This window comes from Shewanella benthica KT99, assembly GCF_000172075.1.
GTDB classification, from domain to species: Bacteria; Pseudomonadota; Gammaproteobacteria; order Enterobacterales; family Shewanellaceae; genus Shewanella; species Shewanella benthica_A.
Map to the genome: position 1 here is coordinate 22,673 of NZ_ABIC01000020.1, position 17,913 is coordinate 40,585.

At 44.9% G+C, this 17,913-nt stretch carries 19 protein-coding genes and 1 pseudogene; 19 read left to right on the forward strand and 1 reads right to left on the reverse strand.

Going from position 1 to position 17,913, the window contains the following annotated elements:
* Positions 1-201 precede the first annotated feature (201 nt).
* On the forward strand, positions 202-864 hold the full coding sequence (locus KT99_RS10860) for an AMP-binding protein (RefSeq protein WP_005499930.1): 663 nt from the start codon (positions 202-204) through the stop codon (positions 862-864).
* Positions 865-1,621: 757 nt separating this feature from the next.
* Here KT99_RS10860 and KT99_RS10865 read toward each other — a convergent pair.
* Positions 1,622-2,887 carry a methyltransferase gene (locus KT99_RS10865; RefSeq protein WP_005499932.1) on the reverse strand — a complete coding sequence of 422 codons (1,266 nt, stop codon included), beginning with the start codon at positions 2,885-2,887 and terminating at the stop codon, positions 1,622-1,624.
* A gap of 147 nt (positions 2,888-3,034) precedes the next feature.
* On the opposite strand from KT99_RS10865, the gene KT99_RS10870 reads away from it, so the two are divergent.
* The 18 genes and pseudogenes from KT99_RS10870 to KT99_RS10950 all read left to right on the forward strand — a co-directional run bounded on the left by KT99_RS10870 (position 3,035) and on the right by KT99_RS10950 (position 17,823).
* Positions 3,035-3,709: an alpha-ketoglutarate-dependent dioxygenase AlkB family protein gene (locus KT99_RS10870; RefSeq protein ID WP_005499934.1), complete on the forward strand. Its 675-nt coding sequence runs from the start codon at positions 3,035-3,037 to the stop codon at positions 3,707-3,709.
* A 200-nt stretch (positions 3,710-3,909) separates the two neighbouring features.
* Positions 3,910-4,209, forward strand: coding sequence for a BolA family protein (locus tag KT99_RS10875; RefSeq protein WP_005499936.1), 300 nt, complete (start codon positions 3,910-3,912; stop codon positions 4,207-4,209).
* Between the two features lie 49 nt (positions 4,210-4,258).
* Positions 4,259-4,555: a hypothetical protein gene (locus tag KT99_RS20805; RefSeq protein WP_157752200.1), complete on the forward strand. Its 297-nt coding sequence runs from the start codon at positions 4,259-4,261 to the stop codon at positions 4,553-4,555.
* A 96-nt stretch (positions 4,556-4,651) separates the two neighbouring features.
* A complete protein-coding gene (locus KT99_RS10880; RefSeq protein WP_005499938.1) occupies positions 4,652-4,840 on the forward strand; it encodes a hypothetical protein in 189 nt (62 codons plus the stop codon).
* A 64-nt stretch (positions 4,841-4,904) separates the two neighbouring features.
* Positions 4,905-5,414 (forward strand): S-ribosylhomocysteine lyase, encoded by a 510-nt coding sequence (gene luxS / locus KT99_RS10885; protein ID WP_005499940.1) that lies wholly within the window; start codon positions 4,905-4,907, stop codon positions 5,412-5,414.
* 471 nt (positions 5,415-5,885) lie between these two features.
* Complete coding sequence (locus KT99_RS10890; RefSeq protein WP_005499942.1) at positions 5,886-7,220, forward strand: Na(+)-translocating NADH-quinone reductase subunit A; 1,335 nt, start codon at positions 5,886-5,888, stop codon at positions 7,218-7,220.
* Positions 7,220-8,419, forward strand: coding sequence for an NADH:ubiquinone reductase (Na(+)-transporting) subunit B (locus KT99_RS10895; RefSeq protein WP_005499944.1), 1,200 nt, complete (start codon positions 7,220-7,222; stop codon positions 8,417-8,419). The genes KT99_RS10890 and KT99_RS10895 overlap by 1 nt, the downstream gene beginning before the upstream one ends.
* A complete protein-coding gene (locus KT99_RS10900; protein WP_005499946.1) occupies positions 8,412-9,206 on the forward strand; it encodes a Na(+)-translocating NADH-quinone reductase subunit C in 795 nt (264 codons plus the stop codon). Before KT99_RS10895 ends, KT99_RS10900 begins: the two co-directional genes overlap by 8 nt.
* Complete coding sequence (locus tag KT99_RS10905) at positions 9,206-9,838, forward strand: NADH:ubiquinone reductase (Na(+)-transporting) subunit D (protein WP_005499947.1); 633 nt, start codon at positions 9,206-9,208, stop codon at positions 9,836-9,838. Before KT99_RS10900 ends, KT99_RS10905 begins: the two co-directional genes overlap by 1 nt.
* Before the next feature lie 5 nt (positions 9,839-9,843).
* Positions 9,844-10,452 carry an NADH:ubiquinone reductase (Na(+)-transporting) subunit E gene (nqrE, locus tag KT99_RS10910; protein WP_005499948.1) on the forward strand — a complete coding sequence of 203 codons (609 nt, stop codon included), beginning with the start codon at positions 9,844-9,846 and terminating at the stop codon, positions 10,450-10,452.
* A gap of 45 nt (positions 10,453-10,497) precedes the next feature.
* Positions 10,498-11,745 (forward strand): NADH:ubiquinone reductase (Na(+)-transporting) subunit F, encoded by a 1,248-nt coding sequence (gene nqrF / locus KT99_RS10915; RefSeq protein WP_005499950.1) that lies wholly within the window; start codon positions 10,498-10,500, stop codon positions 11,743-11,745.
* A gap of 150 nt (positions 11,746-11,895) precedes the next feature.
* Positions 11,896-12,912, forward strand: a complete 1,017-nt coding sequence (locus KT99_RS10920) for an FAD:protein FMN transferase (RefSeq protein ID WP_005499952.1) — start codon at positions 11,896-11,898, stop codon at positions 12,910-12,912.
* A 123-nt stretch (positions 12,913-13,035) separates the two neighbouring features.
* Complete coding sequence (nqrM, locus tag KT99_RS10925; protein ID WP_005499953.1) at positions 13,036-13,260, forward strand: (Na+)-NQR maturation NqrM; 225 nt, start codon at positions 13,036-13,038, stop codon at positions 13,258-13,260.
* Between the two features lie 220 nt (positions 13,261-13,480).
* Positions 13,481-13,951 (forward strand): bacterioferritin, encoded by a 471-nt coding sequence (gene bfr, locus KT99_RS10930; RefSeq protein ID WP_005499955.1) that lies wholly within the window; start codon positions 13,481-13,483, stop codon positions 13,949-13,951.
* A gap of 11 nt (positions 13,952-13,962) precedes the next feature.
* Complete coding sequence (bfr, locus tag KT99_RS10935; protein ID WP_005499961.1) at positions 13,963-14,430, forward strand: bacterioferritin; 468 nt, start codon at positions 13,963-13,965, stop codon at positions 14,428-14,430.
* 490 nt (positions 14,431-14,920) lie between these two features.
* Positions 14,921-16,051, forward strand: coding sequence for an S-(hydroxymethyl)glutathione dehydrogenase/class III alcohol dehydrogenase (locus tag KT99_RS10940; protein ID WP_005499962.1), 1,131 nt, complete (start codon positions 14,921-14,923; stop codon positions 16,049-16,051).
* Positions 16,052-16,109: 58 nt separating this feature from the next.
* Positions 16,110-16,967 (forward strand): S-formylglutathione hydrolase, encoded by an 858-nt coding sequence (gene fghA, locus KT99_RS10945; protein WP_005499963.1) that lies wholly within the window; start codon positions 16,110-16,112, stop codon positions 16,965-16,967.
* 110 nt (positions 16,968-17,077) lie between these two features.
* Positions 17,078-17,823, forward strand: a pseudogene (locus KT99_RS10950) (IS1595 family transposase).
* The last annotated feature ends 90 nt before the right edge of the window (positions 17,824-17,913 follow it).

Here is a 17,913-nt window from a genome sequence, read left to right on the forward strand (position 1 = left end):
TTTCGAACCCTGCTAATTTACACCTGCATGACTTATCATCCTAATCCCTGTAGGCTTTGCCAAAAAGTCCCTTTTGGGAAGCTCGCAGCCACATCTATACTCGCTAATTTACAAGAATAATCATTGTTCGACTTGAGCTTTATTACTTGCCTTTTGTAACTCGTTTTAGACCCAAAATGATAGAAAGTTAGGAGGGATTTATTGCTTGATTCCAGCAGCAATCATGCTGGTTTTCAAGAATTAGATTTTAGTCACGCTCGTTTTACTATTGCAGGTGGAATGCCGACGCAGAAACATATTGCTGATCGTTGGCAAGAGCTCACTGGAATGTCTGTCATAGAAGGTTATGGCTTAACTGAATGTTCCCCAGTGGTCGCTGCAGGTACTCATCAACAACAATCATTTATTTCTTCAATTGGTGTCCCTTTACCCAGCACTGAACTCCGTATCGTTAATGATAAAAATGAACCTTTAGGTCCCAACCAAATTGGTGAAATTCAAATTAGAGGGCCCCAAGTGATGAAAGGCTATTGGCAACAAGAAGCCGAAACCAATACTGTAATGCATGCAGGAGGTTGGTTAAGCTCTGGCGATATAGGAAGAATGGATGACGATGGGCTTTTTTATATTGAAGACCGTAAAAAAGATATGATTCTAGTTTCGGGATTTAATGTTTTTTCAACTGAAATTGAAGAAGTTGCAACACTTCACCCTCACATCATCGAAGCTGCGGCCATTGGCATTCCTGATGACGCCACAGGAGAAAAAGTTAAATTATTTATTGTACGCAAAGGTAATGTGACCGTTGATGAAATAAAAAAACATTGTAGAAAATATCTTACCGGTTATAAAACCCAAGGATAATCGAATTTAGAGATGAATTGCCAAAATCAAATGTTGGGAAGATCTTACGTCGAGAATTGCGAGATTCATAGGCGCTATTACTGACGTCCTAAGGATAACCAACATATTTGGCATAGATATGAGGCGCAGCCGAGCAAATCCGACTAAACCTAGAAGATAAAGGGGTCAGAGCGAATTAGGGGTTTTAGATAAACTAAGATACTTTTTCTAATCAATGTCAGGCTTATTCGACTCAATGATCTAAGCCGTTTCTGTCCAAAAACGAGTGAAGGAATTTTGGTAAACCTTCAATCGAAGAAATAAATAATCTGGTGTGAACGCGGCTGTGACCTTCCGTGACAGGGTGAGGTATCGCGAAGTGATACTCTTCGAACGAGAGGCAGGGTGAATATGGCAAAGCCATAAGCTCATGAACGAGAAGCATGGAAGCTGAACTGGCATTTGTATATGGACATATTTTGCCGAACTGGCCGTTAAACATGGACGTTGTTTGAAACGGCATAGGCTATAGAGACCCATTCCCTAAATAGATAGGGCGCCGTGTCACAGAAGTGTTTGCACTTAAGGTCGTTCATTCACATCCATGTGAGCCCGACATTGGTACATCCTGCACGGCACCGCCGCAGGCTATAGATAAAATGAAGTTATGGTATTTAGCACAAATCCAAATACCAATTCAGCCCAATGAACCCAACCAAAAAGATACTTAACCACTTGTTATCGGACAAGTGGCTAGGATTTGTTATCCGACAGGTGGTTAACGCTTTCCACCATAAAGCCCACTCTGTGGGTGTGGCTCGCTCGGTTGAGAACTATCAACTGCAGTACTGCTCGGCTCTATGTGTTCATCTTCATGTGTCTCGGCTTTCTTGCTGATCTTCTGTGCCTGCAAGATAACAAACTTGCCGTTGGACTCCACAGTGGTGCAGTTTTTAAAGATGCGTTGCAGTTTGACGTGATAAGCCAGATGACGGTTACCTACTACATGCAATATGCCGCCATTTTTCAGTGCGCGCCAAGATTGAAGAAACATCTGCCAGGCGATATGGTCGGTTATGGCTTCGCCTTGATGGAAAGGGGGGTTACACAGAATCAAATCTGGGCGCACGCCTTCGTTTAAGTGAGTTAAACAGTCATCCCAGCCGAAGGTGGCTTGCTCGCCCACTAAACCTTCAGTGTCTAAGTTATTGAGGGCCCAGTTTTGTCTTGCCGACTCGACAGCCATCTCAGAGTCATCGATAAAATGAATATAGGCTTTGGGAAAGACTTGCTTAGCATGTAGGCCCAGTACGCCATTGCCACAACCCAGATCTATGATAGAGGTGAACTCACCCTTAGGCATGTTATCCAGCATGATATGGGCGCCGATATCCAGTTTGTTGGCGGCGAACACATTACTCAGGTTACTGATCTCTAGCTTTAACTCAGGAATCGACCAATTGACACCTTGGGGAAGGGAGCGAACCTTGCCATCACTGACGCAGGTTATTACTCGGGTTTTCTTCCAGGTAAGGCTGGCACTTGCCGGGCCTAAATTTTTGGCAAACACTTCAAGTAGTGACTTGTTGATCGATTTTGCTTTGGCGCCGATGAGTACCTGAGTTCCCTGAGGTAAGATCTGCGATAGTCGGTTAAGCTGGTGAGCGAAATAAGTCAGATTCTTGGGCAGCTTCATCAATACCAGTTCAACTGAACTTGGTAGTGCTTCACGACTATTAATCCACTGAATATTCTCGCTACTGAGTTTATTCTTGGCTAAGTTTTGCAGGGTACCTAACTGGCTGGTTTTGGCGTCAGTTTCTAATAGAAGTGGCCACTGACTGTCGATAGAGAGAAGGCTCGCCGTTAGTGCGCCGAAATTATCATTGATGATAGCCGTGGTGACAGCAGTCTGCTCAATTTCAGTCAGATGCTTGATCAGGTGTTCATCTGCAGCATCCCATGCCTGTAGGTTAGATTCCTGTTCACTCGGATAACGATGTAAATCAAGTTCGATATCTGCTACTGAAAATTGAGTTGTCATAAGTCAAACTGTACCAATAAAATGAGGGCGCGCATTATCGCAGATTTAGCGGTTGAGGTATATATGGTCGATAACTGTCGACAACTCTTGATATTAGCTAATAGCGAGTCGAATGTTCCATTAACCGCTTTAGGTTTATAATAAGTGATGCAACAACAAAGTTTAGACTTAAATAGACTCCTTGGCTCTGACTCTAACTCTGAAGCTAAAGCTAAAACAGAAGTTGAATCGGAGCCGCTACTGGACAGACGATCAGAGCTTCCGTTAACTTGGGTCAAAGGCTATCTCACACCAGCTCAGCAGATGGCCTTACTCAGAGAGGTTCAGGGCTATCCATTCGAGTCTCCCGAAATCGAAGTCTATGGTAAGCGACATCGCATACCCAGATCTCAAGTCTGGTTTGGAGATACGGGCTGCGATACCAAGTATTCGGGCTTGCTGGTCAAGGCGCTTCCCTGGCCTAAATATGCCGACAGACTGAGGCAAAAACTCAAACGGGACTTTAGTCTAGAATCCAACGGCGTCTTGGTTAACCGCTATGTCGATGGTAAGGAGTCTATGGGCTGGCATTGTGATAATGAGCCGGAATTTTCAGTGGGCAGTGATATCGCTTCTATTACGCTGGGTGCGACTCGAGACTTTATCATCAGAGATAAAGTCACTCATGAGAAGCAAACCTTTGCGTTGCAATCGGGTGATCTCTTGATTATGCATTGGCCGATGCAAGACAGGTGGGAGCATGCCTTACCTAAGCGCCTGAAAGCCACCGAACCTAGGATTAATTATACCTTTAGGCGAGTCATAGCAGATTATTTTGGCTAGAATCCTTGATTGTTTTTGACGAGAGTGCCTGATTGTCTTGACTGATAATACCTGCCACTCGACTGGATTTTTATTGTCTCATATCAATCTGTATAAAGTTGTCGTTAATATAAGGCTAGGAGAGTGTGGCAAAGATTGATCTTTTGTGGCTAAGGTATTAACCTGCCGCCATCGCATTTTGCTTGTTTGAGAATATCCCTATGTCAGTAGAGCAACTCATTACCGAAAAACTCACCGCGGCCCTGTCGCCTAGTCACCTGGAAGTGATCAACGAGAGTGACAATCACCATGTGCCTCCGAATTCAGAGTCACATTTTAAGGTCATTATTACCAGTGCGGCTTTCGAGGGTAAACGCCTACTTGGCAGGCATAGATCGGTCAATGAGGCGTTAGCCGATGAGTTCGCTAATGGCTTACATGCCTTATCTATACACACGTTCACTGCCGAAGAGTGGCTTGTAGAGTCAAATGTCCCCGACTCTCCAAATTGTAAAGGCTAGAAGCCCTAGACAATAATGCCTAGAAGCTTAATTTGGGACTCTGATTAGAATGAGTCCCGCAAGGCTTATCGCTTACCGCTTATCGCTTACCGCTTACCGCTTACCGCTTACCGCTTATCGCTTACCGCTTATCGCTTATCGCTTACCGCTTATCGCTTACCGCTTACCGCTTATCGCTTACCGCTTACCGCTTATCGCTTACCGCTTATCGCTTACCGCTTATCGCTTACCGCTTATCGCTTACCGCTTATCGCTTACCGCTTATCGCTTACCGCTTATCGCTTACCTTTATTTCAGCACAAGCTTTTGTTTATCTATCGCAATAATTCTATTATCAATATGTTAAGTGTGTTTTTGATGTTGAGATGGGATGAATCAACTAAAGAAGATAACCTAGCTTATTGGCAGAGGGGTGAGCTGGTGTACCCTGTTTAGTGTATTGATGACACTCGCGGTAGTTCCGGATGAAGTGATGAAAGAGCTCGCTAAGGTCTCTAAGCTGGTAATCAAAGAGCAGTCTGAACAAGATGAAACCATGAAAAAAGTCTATGATGCTTATATGGAGTATCGAGTCGGGGTAAGAAAATACCACCTGATTTCGGAAGATGCTTATAGTAGGTTAAGGCAGTAGCTTTATTTCAGCAGCATCAGAGTTATTAAGCCTTACCCATGCCCTACAAATTTGGAGAGTAGAGATGCCATTATTAGATAGCTTTACCGTCGATCATACTCGCATGCATGCCCCTGCGGTTCGTGTAGCGAAAACCATGAAGACGCCTAGCGGTGATTCCATCACAGTATTCGATCTGCGTTTTTGTGTACCGAACCAAGACATCTTGAGTGAGCGGGGCATACATACCTTAGAGCATCTTTATGCCGGGTTTATGCGTGATCACCTCAATGGCGATGCTGTTGAAATCATCGACATCTCTCCCATGGGCTGTCGTACCGGCTTCTATATGAGCCTGATTGGTACGCCTGGCGAGGCGGAAGTGGCCGAGGCTTGGTTAGCGGCGATGAATGATGTACTCAAAGTCGCCGAACAATCTGAGATCCCTGAGCTTAATGAATACCAATGTGGCACTTATGACATGCACTCTCTGGATCAGGCCAAGGGTATCGCTCGGTCGATAATAGCTGCGGGGATAAGCGTTAACAAGAATGACGAGCTAAAGCTCAGTGATGATATTTTGAAAGGTTTATGATTCAGGAACAGGCATAAAATAAGCGGATTAGCCGCTTATTTTATGCCTGAAATTACTTTTTCGGGCTAATGTCAGCTCGCAAATCTCATTATGGGCGCTCAAATAATAAGCGGTTAGAATGCGCTAAGCTTTGGTAAAATAAATATTAATTAGGCTTCATTTGACAGTTTGACAAAGACAATATCCTTGCTAGGTAAAGGGCTTATTAGAATTAGTAGGCGCTGAATCAAAATAATTCACTAAAATGCGAGCTAAAGCCGAATTTAAAAATTCACAATCCTATTAAAACACCCACATTTTTCATGGCGATAGCGTGATATTTACTGTAAAATGCGCGCGAACAGCGTGATTGCGATCGCATTTTCGTGATAAGTCTGCGCTAGCTCATCGAGGTGGGCTTTGTTTTAAACCTGTCGCACTAAGCAGGAACGCGGCGCATTATCTTTCCTTCATAACGTAGTGCTTGTGGATATGATTACAATAAAGAAAGGATTGGACCTACCTATAGCAGGCGGGCCAGAGCAAGTAGTCCATGATGGCCCAGCCATCAAACGTGTAGCTACTTTGGGTGAAGAGTATATTGGCTTACGCCCCACGATGAAAATCAAAGTGGGTGATAAAGTTAAAAAAGGTCAGGTTATCTTTGAAGATAAAAAGAACCTTGGTGTTAAATATACGGCTTTAGCCAGTGGCACAATTTCAGAAGTTAACCGGGGCGCACAACGCGTTCTGCAATCAGTCGTCATAGATATTGAAGGGGAAGAGAGTGTCTCCTTTGCTAAATATGGTGCAGCAGAATTAGCGTCGTTGGATTCGCAGCTAGTTAGAGACAACCTTATTGAATCAGGGTTGTGGACAGCATTGAGAACTCGTCCTTTCAGTAAAGCCCCAGCAGTAGATTCTACAGCTGCCGGCATCTTCGTTACCGCGATAGATACTCAACCTCTTGCAGCAGACCCTGAAGTGGTTATCGGTACGCAAAAAGCTGATTTTGAGAATGGACTTAAGGTTCTGTCAAGATTGACTCAAGGTAAAGTATTTGTGTGTAAAGCGCCTGGAGCCGATATTCCAGCCGCCAATGCTCAAGTCGAGGAGTTTGCAGGTAAACATCCTGCGGGTCTGGTCGGTACACATATACACTTCCTACTACCCGCATCGGTTAACAGAACGGTTTGGCATGTGGGTTACCAAGATGTCATCGCTATTGGTCAGCTATTTACTACCGGTGAATTAAACACTCAACGTGTGGTAGCCATAGCGGGTCCTAAGGCGAGTAAGCCAAGATTAGTTCGTACTCAACTCGGTGCTTCTTTTACAGAATTAACTGCAAATGAAACCTTAGAAGGTGATGTTCGTGTCGTATCTGGCTCAGTTTTGAGCGGAAGAACTGCGATTGGGCCTCACGCTTATCTGGGGCGTTTCCATCTGCAGGTATCTATGCTTGAAGAAGGCAGAGAGCAGGAATTTATCGGTTGGGCTATGCCTGGCAGTGATAAGTTTTCTATCACTCGTTCTTTCTTAGGTCATCTATCACCTTCACGTCTGTTTAATATGACGACGAGTACCGGTGGTTCTGACAGAGCTATGGTGCCAATCGGTAACTATGAGCGTGTGATGCCTCTGGATATTCTTCCGACTATGTTATTGCGTGACTTAGTGTCAGGCGATAACGATGGTGCCGTTACCTTGGGCGCCTTGGAATTGGATGAAGAAGATTTGGCATTGTGTACTGTCGTATGTCCGGGTAAGTATGACTATGCGACCTACCTACGTGACTGTCTAGATACGATCGTGAGGGAAGGCTAATGGGTTTGAAACAGTTTTTCGATAAAATTGAGCCGCATTTTGAGAAGGGCGGTAAACTCGAGAAGGGCTATGCACTTTTCGAAGCAATATATACGGGTCTGTATACTCCGGGTCACGTTAACAAGGGTGCAACCCATGTGCGTGATAATTTAGACCTGAAGCGTATGATGATCTTGGTGTGGGCCTGTGTGTTTCCTGCCATGTTTGTTGGTATGTTTAACGTAGGCCTGCAAGCTCAAGACGCGATAGCTGCTGGTTTCTCTACACCAGATGTTTGGCAGGTTAGCTTGTTCGGCATATTTGGTACTGAGCTTAATGCAAGTTCAGGATGGCCCGCCCTTATGTGGTATGGCGCCTGTTTCTTCTTGCCTATCTATGCGGTAACATTCGCCGTTGGTGGTATCTGGGAAGTCTTGTTTGCATCGGTACGCGGTCATGAGATTAACGAAGGTTTCTTCGTCACCTCAATTCTGTTTGCATTGACTCTGCCAGCTACAATTCCTCTGTGGATGGTAGCACTGGGTATTACTTTCGGTGTGGTCGTTGCAAAAGAGATCTTCGGTGGTACGGGGCGTAACTTCCTTAACCCCGCACTGGCTGGTCGCGCCTTCCTATTCTTCGCTTATCCGCTTAGCATGTCCGGTGATACCTCTTGGGTAGCTGCAGACGGTTACTCAGGTGCTACTGCCTTGAGTCAAGCGGCTCAAGGCACATTAGAATATGGATTAAACCAGAATTGGTGGGATGCTTTCCTAGGTTTCATTCCGGGGTCTATTGGTGAAGTGTCTACCCTTGCTCTCTTGTTGGGTGGCGCGGTTATCATATACGCACGTATAGCATCATGGCGCATCGTTGCCGGTGTGATGGCGGGCATGATTGCCGTCTCTTACCTGTTGAACTTCATCGGTAGTGACACTAACCCAATGTTTGCGATGCCTTGGTACTGGCACCTAGTTTTAGGTGGTTTTGCTTTCGGTATGATGTTTATGGCGACTGATCCTGTGTCGGCTTCATTCACTAACTCGGCAAAATGGGCTTACGGGATCTTGATTGGTGCTATGGCGGTGTTTATCCGTGTCATTAACCCAGCGTTCCCTGAAGGCATGATGTTGGCTATCTTATTCGCCAACCTGTTTGCTCCACTATTTGACCATTTTGTCGTTCAGGCAAATATCAAGCGGAGGATTGCACGTGGCTAGTAACAAAGATTCCTTTGGCAGAACCCTCTTTGTCGTTGTTGGCTTATGTTTCATCTGTTCAGTCTTCGTATCGACTGCAGCTGTACTGTTAAGGCCACTTCAGATTGAGAATAAACTGCTGGATAAGCAAAAGTACATTCTTGAAGCCGCAGGCATTATTGATACTAAGTCTGCACCTGTTTCTAAGCTAGACGTACAGCTTAAGTACAAGAAGTTCGTTGTGGCTAAGCTTGTGGATTTAAAGACCGGTGAATGGGTCGAAGGTGATGCAGATTTGTTCGATGCTGATAAAGTGTCTCGCGATCCGGCTAATGCCTTCATTCCTAAGCATGATATCGCCTTGGTTAAGCGTGTCGCCAATACTGCCGTTGTCTATATCGTCAATGATGAACAAGGTGAACCTAAGACGCTTATTTTGCCTATTAAGGGTTATGGCCTCTGGTCTACCATGTATGCATTTCTGGCCATAGAGCCTGACATGAATACCATTCAGAGTCTGGTTTACTACTCATTCACAGGTTCGGGTGAGACTCCGGGTCTGGGTGGTGAAGTTCAGAATCCTATCTGGATGGCTAAATGGCATGGTAAGAAGCTCTATGACGCACAAGGTGATTTAGCGATTAAGGTCACCAAGAACCCAGTTGTTGCGGCTTCTGTCCACGGTGTCGATGCACTATCTGGTGCAACCTTGACCAGTAATGGTGTGCAAAACTCACTCGATTTTTGGTTGGGTGAAGAAGGATTTGCTCATTTTATTGAGAAAGTCCGTAAAGGAGGACTGAGCTAATGGCTAACGCTAAAGAATTAAAGCAGGTTCTGTCTGGACCGATAGTGGCGAATAACCCTATTGCTCTGCAAGTACTCGGTGTATGTAGCGCTCTGGCTGTAACCAGTAAGATGGAAACTGCACTGGTGATGACCATCGCTTTGACTGCAGTAACGGCATTTTCAAACTTGTTCATCTCTATGCTGCGTAATCACATCCCAAGCAGTGTGCGTATCATCGTGCAGATGACTATCATTGCTTCTTTGGTAATCGTGGTCGATCAGGTACTGCAGGCTTATGCCTATGACGTATCTAAGCAATTGTCGGTTTTCGTTGGTCTTATCATTACTAACTGTATTGTGATGGGGCGCGCCGAAGCTTATGCGATGAAGACACCACCTATGATGAGCTTTATGGATGGTATTGGTAACGGTTTAGGTTATGGTGTGATCTTATTGGGTGTTGGCTTTATACGTGAGCTATTTGGTAATGGTTCACTATTTGGTATCGAGATCTTAGCAAAGATTTCTGATGGTGGTTGGTATCAGCCTAACGGTCTGCTATTGCTACCGCCGAGTGCATTCTTCCTGATCGCAGCAATGATCTGGATCATTCGCATTTATAAGCCTGATCAAGTAGAAGCAAAAGGGTAAGCGCGATGGAACATTATATAAGTCTATTAATTCGTTCTATTTTTATTGAGAACATGGCGCTGTCCTTCTTCCTGGGAATGTGTACATTCCTGGCTGTATCGAAGAAAGTGACTACTGCTATGGGACTGGGTGTTGCGGTTATTGTGGTACTGGCAATTTCAGTACCCGTTAACCAGATCATCTATCAGGGGCTTTTAGCACCAGGTGCTCTGGATTGGGCCGGTGCGCCGGATGCCGATCTGAGCTTCTTGAAGTTCATCACCTTCATCGGTGTGATCGCGGCGCTAGTACAGATCTTAGAAATGGTGTTGGATAAGTTTTTCCCGCCGTTATATAACGCTCTGGGCATCTTCCTACCTCTTATCACAGTGAACTGTGCAATTTTTGGTGCGGTATCTTTTATGGTCGAACGTGACTATGACCTCACTGAGAGTTTCGTGTTTGGTGTCGGTTCGGGTATCGGTTGGGCATTGGCTATCGTCTTGTTAGCGGGTATCCGCGAGAAGATGAAATACTCTGATGTACCGGATGGGCTGCGTGGCTTAGGTATCACCTTCGTGACTGCGGGTCTGATGGCGCTTGGTTTCATGTCGTTTTCTGGTGTGTCCCTATAAACAGGGCCCATTGGGTTCCTGTTTCGGACTGTTAAGGATAAGTTAATGGATATTCTTAAATCTACTCCACTCGAGGTTTACCTCGGTGTGAGTATGTTTACTGCTATCGTCTTAGGTTTGGTACTGATCATCTTGTTTGCCAAGTCAAAGCTGGTAAATACCGGTGACATTACAATTAGTATCAATGATGATCTTGAGAAAAGCATCAAACTGCCTGCAGGTGGCAAACTACTAGGTGCATTGGCCGAGAGCGGTATTTTCGTCTCTAGTGCATGTGGTGGTGGTGGTACTTGTGGTCAGTGTAAAGTACACATTAAATCAGGTGGTGGTGATATTTTGCCAACTGAATTGGATCATATCAGCAAAGGTGAGGCTCGTGAGGGCTGTCGTTTATCTTGTCAGGTAAGCGTTAAAACCGATATGGATATCGTGCTCGAAGAAGAGATCTTTGGTGTTAAAAAGTGGGAATGTACCGTTATCTCTAACGATAACAAAGCCACTTTTATTAAAGAGCTTAAGCTTCAAATACCTGGCGGCGAATCGGTTCCGTTCCGTGCCGGTGGTTATATTCAAATTGAAGCGCCTGTACACCATGTTAAATATGCAGATTTCGAAATTCCTGCACAATACCGTGGTGACTGGGAGCACTTTGGCTTCTTCAAGCTAGAGTCTAAAGTAGAAGATGAAACTATTCGTGCATACTCCATGGCGAACTATCCTGAAGAGGCGGGTATCATCCTGTTGAACGTGCGTATTGCCACACCTCCGCCACGTAACCTAACTCTGCCTTGCGGTAAGATGTCTTCGTACATCTTCAGCTTGAAAGAGGGTGATAAGGTGACTATCTCAGGTCCGTTTGGTGAGTTCTTCGCTAAAGAAACTGACAACGAGATGATCTTTGTCGGTGGTGGTGCGGGTATGGCGCCTATGCGCTCTCATATCTTCGATCAGCTTAAGCGTCTTAAGACAGACCGCAAGATAAGTTTCTGGTACGGTGCTCGCTCTAAGCGTGAAATGTTCTATGTCGAAGACTTCGATGGCCTAGCGTCTGAAAACGAAAACTTCGATTGGCATGTTGCACTGTCAGATCCTCAACCTGAGGATAACTGGGAAGGCAAGACTGGCTTCATTCATAATGTACTGTTTGAAAGCTACTTGCGTGACCATGAAGCGCCGGAAGATTGTGAATTCTACATGTGTGGCCCGCCAATGATGAACGCGGCCGTTATCGGTATGCTGAAAGATCTTGGTGTCGAAGATGAAAACATCCTTCTGGATGACTTCGGCGGCTAATCACATCTGCTGCCAGTCGGTGTTAAATGCTTGAATCTTGAGATAGCTGTCATTTGAGCTTGAAACAGACAGTGAGGAATACCGCCTCACTGTCTTTAATCAAGCATAGAATAGATCATAAGTTTTATAGTGATAAGGATTTAGGTCAAAATGAACAAGACCTTAGTAAACTGGTTAGCCCTTGTATGGCTAGCCTTTTTTGTTTCTGGGTGCAGTCAACCTGCACAACTAATTTCACTTTCTGGCAATACCATGGGTACGACATATCACATTAAAGTGGTACCCAATGAGCAGATCCCGGAAGTCAACTTACTTCAGGCTGAAATTGATCTCGCATTAGAGAAGGTCAATGATCAGATGTCTACTTATCGACCTAACTCTGAGCTGTCGCGCTTCAACACCATGAATCATGAACAGACGGTGACGGTGTCGTTGGACACGGCTTTTGTTATTGCCGAGGGAATACATCTCTATGATGTGACGGACGGCGCCTTAGATATCACCTTAGGTCCTCTAGTGAACCTATGGGGTTTTGGACCCGATAAGCGACCGACTAGCATACCTTCCGCAGCAGTGATCGCTGCAGCTAAGGCAAAAACAGGGATGCAATATCTTCACCTGGATGGCAATAAGTTAACTAAGACTAATCCAGATTTATATGTGGACCTTTCATCGATCGCCAAGGGCTATGGCGTCGATGTCGTTGCTGTAATACTCGATAGATATCATGTATCAGGTTATTTGGTTGAAATTGGCGGTGAGCTCAGTGTATTTGGCAATAAGATGGATGGCTCGCCCTGGCGCGTCGCTATCGAGCAGCCTGAAATTGGTGAGCGTGACGTACAGCAGGTGATTGAACCTGGTGATATGGCGATGGCAACTTCCGGTGATTATCGTAATTACTATGAAGAAGAGGGACGACAGTTCTCTCATCTTATCGATCCCAGAGATGGCTATCCAATCGATCATAGATTAGCTTCTGTGACTGTACTGCATAAGCAGTCTATGGTGGCCGATGGTTACGCGACGGCCATGATGGTATTAGGCACACAGAAGTCTCTGGCCTTGGCTAAGCAAGAAAACTTAGCCATCATGCTGATTGAGAAAAAAGATAGCGGCTTTAAAGTATTTTACAGTGATGCTTTTAAACCTTATGTGAATCAGTAAATATTTAAAATATGCAGGTTAAGCTTTAAAGACTATTTCAGGCGATAGATCAGAACTCGAGTTTATCCTTAGGTTTCATAAGAGATCTGATGATATAATTGCCTCAGCCATTTGGAGTATTTGATGAGTACATTTATCGCAACATTTGTTGTGTTACTGCTGTTTTTTCTGTTGATGTCTATTGGTTATCTTGTTAAACGAACTGCGGTTGCAGGCAGTTGTGGTGGCTTAGGGGGGTTAGGGATAGATAAAGCGTGCGATTGCGATGATCCTTGTGACAATCGTAAAGCTAAAATGGCCGCCGAAGATGACAGACGTGAAAAACTCGCCAAAGACCGCATCATCTAGCCACAACTGAAAGGTATCTTGAACTCAAGATGCCTTTTTTTATACCTGTCTGGTATTAGTTTATATTTCACTCGAAAACTGACACTCGCTAAAAGAATGTAAACAAGAATGATTTTCATTATTAAACTATTGAAAAGTAACAATAATTGCATTTATTTCTTTTCTGTAATAGTCTCTGTGACTTGATTTAGATCAAGTTTCATAATTAAGGGACGCAGAGATGAAAGGTCAACCTCAGGTACTCGCTCAGCTCAATAACATACTCACCTTCGAACTGACGGCTATAAATCAGTATTTTCTCCATGCTCGCATGCATAAAAACTGGGGCTTCGAAGAACTGAATCATAAGTCATATAAGAAATCTATCCAGGATATGAAGCATGCCGATAAGTTAATTGAGCGTGTGCTGTTTCTCGAAGGCTTACCAAATCTGCAGCAACTGCAAAAACTCAGGATTGGTGAGCACTGCAAAGAGATGCTCAGTTGTGATAAGACCATGATTGAGGAGCAAATCTTGGCGCTTAGGATCGCCATCGAGATTTGTGAGTCCCAGAGAGACTATGTCAGTCGTGATCTATTCGCAGATCTGCTCGAAGATGAAGAGGAGCACTTAGACTGGATCGAATCTCAGCAAGAGTTGATCTCATTAACCGGTACGCAGAATTACCTGCAGTCAAAAATCAACAAATAAGAGGCTATCAGATGAAAGGCAACCAAGAGGTTATCGATACACTCAATCAGCTGCTGACGGGCGAGTTATCGGCAATGGATCAGTACTTCGTTCATGGTCTAATGTATGAAGACTGGGGGCTAAATGAGCTGCATACGCGAATCTCCCATGAGTCAGATGATGAGAGAGTTCATGCTGGTAAGTTAGTGCAGCGTATTTTATTTCTCGAGGGCACTCCCGACGTTGCCAGTCGTGAGCCGTTAAATATTGGTAAGAATACTCAGGAAATGCTGCAAAATGATCTCAATTACGAGTATCAAGTCGCCGATAATCTGCGTAAGGCCATTGCTTTATGCGAACAGAAGCAAGATTATCAGACTCGTGAGATCTTAGTGGTCTTGTTAGAGGAGACTGAATCGGATCATATGTATTGGTTAGAGAAGCAGCTAGGACTCATAGGCCGAGTCGGTCTGCAAAACTATCTTCAGTCTATGATGTAATACCCATTCCCTTTTGAGACAATGCCACACAGAAGTAGAAGTCCTGAGAAGCTTACGTAGTGCGGCTGATGTTTAAAGCAAAGGGAAAAACACTTTATGCTGCGCAAGCCTCGCGGACACAAGACTCGACCGTTAATATTCAGCAGTTTAAGATCTAGCAGTGTGAACCTGGGTGCTAGGCCCAGGCATAAGAAAGTAACCAAACTGCCAATCACCCAAATGCCAGTCATATATTGACTGGCATTTTTTGTTTACTGTTTTACTTGTAATGGTTTTATTTTAGCTTTCAGGTGAACCTATCAACATAGGTACCTCCCAGATAAACATTGTTACCATATGGTAAAAGTAATTTACTTATAAGTAGGATTATCATTTTAATCTTAAGGGATATACTTATCCCATATTCAAAAGACACTGTGTTAGGAATTAGATTTAGCATCTTTCCCTGGTATAGGTCCCATGATTTAACCCATTATATTTTGGAGCTAAAATGACAGCACAAACAATCAAATCGAAAGCCGCGGTAGCTTGGGCAGTGGGCCAACCTCTGTCTATGGAAATTGTCGATGTTATGCCACCACAAAAAGGTGAAGTGCGCATCAAGATGGTCGCAACCGGCGTATGTCATACCGATGCATTCACACTATCGGGTGATGATCCTGAGGGGATTTTCCCTTGTATTCTAGGTCACGAAGGTGGCGGCATCGTCGAGTCTATCGGTGAAGACGTGACCAGTGTACAGGTCGGCGATCATGTTATTCCACTTTATACCCCTGAGTGTGGTGAGTGTAAGTTCTGTAAATCCGGTAAGACAAACCTGTGTCAGAAAATCCGTGAGACTCAAGGTAAAGGCTTGATGCCAGATGGCACCACTCGTTTCTCCAAAGACGGTAAAGACATCTTCCATTACATGGGTACATCTACTTTTTCTGAGTACACAGTCCTACCTGAGATCTCTCTGGCTAAGGTCAACCCTGAGGCGCCGTTAGAAGAAGTGTGCTTGTTAGGCTGTGGTGTAACAACTGGCATAGGCGCGGTGATGAATACGGCTAAGGTTGAAGAGGGCGCAACCGTTGCTATCTTCGGTATGGGCGGTATTGGTCTGTCTGCCGTTATTGGTGCGACTATGGCAAAAGCCGGCCGCATCATAGTTATCGATATCAACGAGAGTAAGTTTGCCCTGGCTCGTAAGCTTGGTGCTACCGATTTTATCAACCCTAAAGATTATGATAAGCCGATACAGGATGTCATCGTTGAGCTTACAGATGGTGGCGTTGACTACTCCTTCGAGTGTATCGGCAACGTCGACGTGATGCGCTCGGCGCTCGAGTGCTGTCATAAGGGATGGGGCGAGTCTGTGGTTATCGGTGTCGCTGGTGCAGGTCAGGAGATCTCAACCCGACCATTCCAGCTTGTGACTGGTCGTGTGTGGAAAGGTTCTGCGTTCGGTGGTGTTAAAGGTCGCTCTGAGTTACCTGACTATGTTGAACGTTACTTGGCTGGTGAGTTTAACTTAAGTGACTTCATCACTCATACCATGGGTCTTGAACAGGTCAATGAAGCGTTCGACCTTATGCATGAAGGCAAGAGCATTCGTAGTGTGATCCACTTCGATAAATAGTCACTTTGACAAATAGTCATTTTGATAAATGCTCTCGAAGCGGTAATAAGGATAAATAATGACAATAGAAAATCTCAGTAGTAATAAGATATTCGGTGGTTGGAACAAGCAATATAGTCACCAATCCACGAGCTTAAACTGTGCTATGCGTTTCGCCATCTACCTGCCACCACAAGCATCGAATGGTCAGAAAGTACCGGTACTTTATTGGTTATCTGGTTTGACTTGTAGTGATGAAAACTTCATGCACAAAGCGGGCGCCCAACGTTTGGCGGCGATGCTTGGCATCGCTATCGTTGCGCCGGATACCAGTCCCCGTGGCAGTGACGTTGCCGACGATGAGGGCTACGACTTAGGTCAAGGTGCCGGTTTTTATGTCAATGCGACTCAGGCGCCGTGGAACAAGCATTACCAGATGTATGACTACATAGTCCATGAGTTACCCGCCTTGGTTGAGTCCATGTTCCCGGTGACCGATAAGCGTTCTATTGCCGGGCACTCAATGGGCGGACATGGCGCCTTAGTCATCGCTCTGAGAAACACTGCTGCCTACCAGTCCGTTTCGGCTTTTAGTCCTATCAGCAATCCGATTAATTGCCCTTGGGGCAAGAAAGCCTTTAGCGCTTACTTGGGCCGGGACACATCGGCTTGGTCCGACTATGATGCCAGTACCCTAATGCGTAACGCCTCTGAGGTGGATGGAGCATCATTTGTGCCTGCTCTAGTCAGCCAAGGGGAAGCGGATAACTTCTTAACCGAGCAGCTAAAACCTGGGACGCTGCAAGCTGCAGCCAAGGCGAGTGGCTATCCTCTAGTGCTTGAAAGCCATGAAGGTTATGATCACAGCTACTTCTTTATTGCCAGTTTCATCGAGCAGCATCTGAGATTCCATGCAGAACACTTGAATGTTAGCTAAACCTAGATAGTTTTTTGCTTTGATAATGCCATTGGGTTACATGCCTCTGCATATGAGTCAGTTTCAGTCTATTCTTATTGTATAAATCACGACTAGAAGTGAGATTGACGATGAAAACGCCTGAAGCTAGTTTTTTTGAATGGCAACGCCAGTTTGGTTCTGAAATTGATTGTTTAAACCACCTTCCCTTAACCTTCCCTTAGCGAAGTGGTTTTGGGCCATCTACTTTCTCGGCTCAGATAAAGGCAGCATTTCAGCATTGAGGCTCAGTAAACTCATTGAGGTTAATTGGCGAACGGCACGCTTAATATTGAGCAAGTTGAGAACGGCAATGGGTCATAGAGACAGTCTATATAGGCTTTCAGGTCTCATTGAAATTGATGATGCCTTCGTTGGGGGAAAGAGAAAGGGTAAACGCGGACGTGGAGCCGCAGGGAAAACGCCTGTGTTAATTGCTGTTGAAAGCAAAGTGAAACGCGCGGGATTTATCGCTATGCAGGCCGTCGACAGTGTTTGTCATGAAGCCGTTAACGATTTTGTTGCTAGGCACTTAAATGCACAGCAAGAAGTTCATATTGACGGACTAGCCGCTTTGAATATCATAGATAACACTCAACAGCATGAAGCTAGGGTTACACCGAGTGAGTTGGTCGATGAATGGTTGCCTTGGGTTCATATTGCAATAGGTAACTTAAAAGCCTTTTTACTCGGCACATTTCATGGAGTTTCGGGAAAATACCTTCAAGCATACCTTAGTGAGTTCTGTTATCGGTTTAACCGAAGAAAAATGGAAAAAGAAATCCCTAATAGGCGGTTAAATCTGGCAATAATTCATGCGCCGGTACATTCGTACTGAGTGAGGTACATAAGCATGTTGGGTTAACGACTCGATGGCATTTTTGTTTATTTCTTGCTCTTTTGGCGTTCACTTCTGGTACAAATCCTC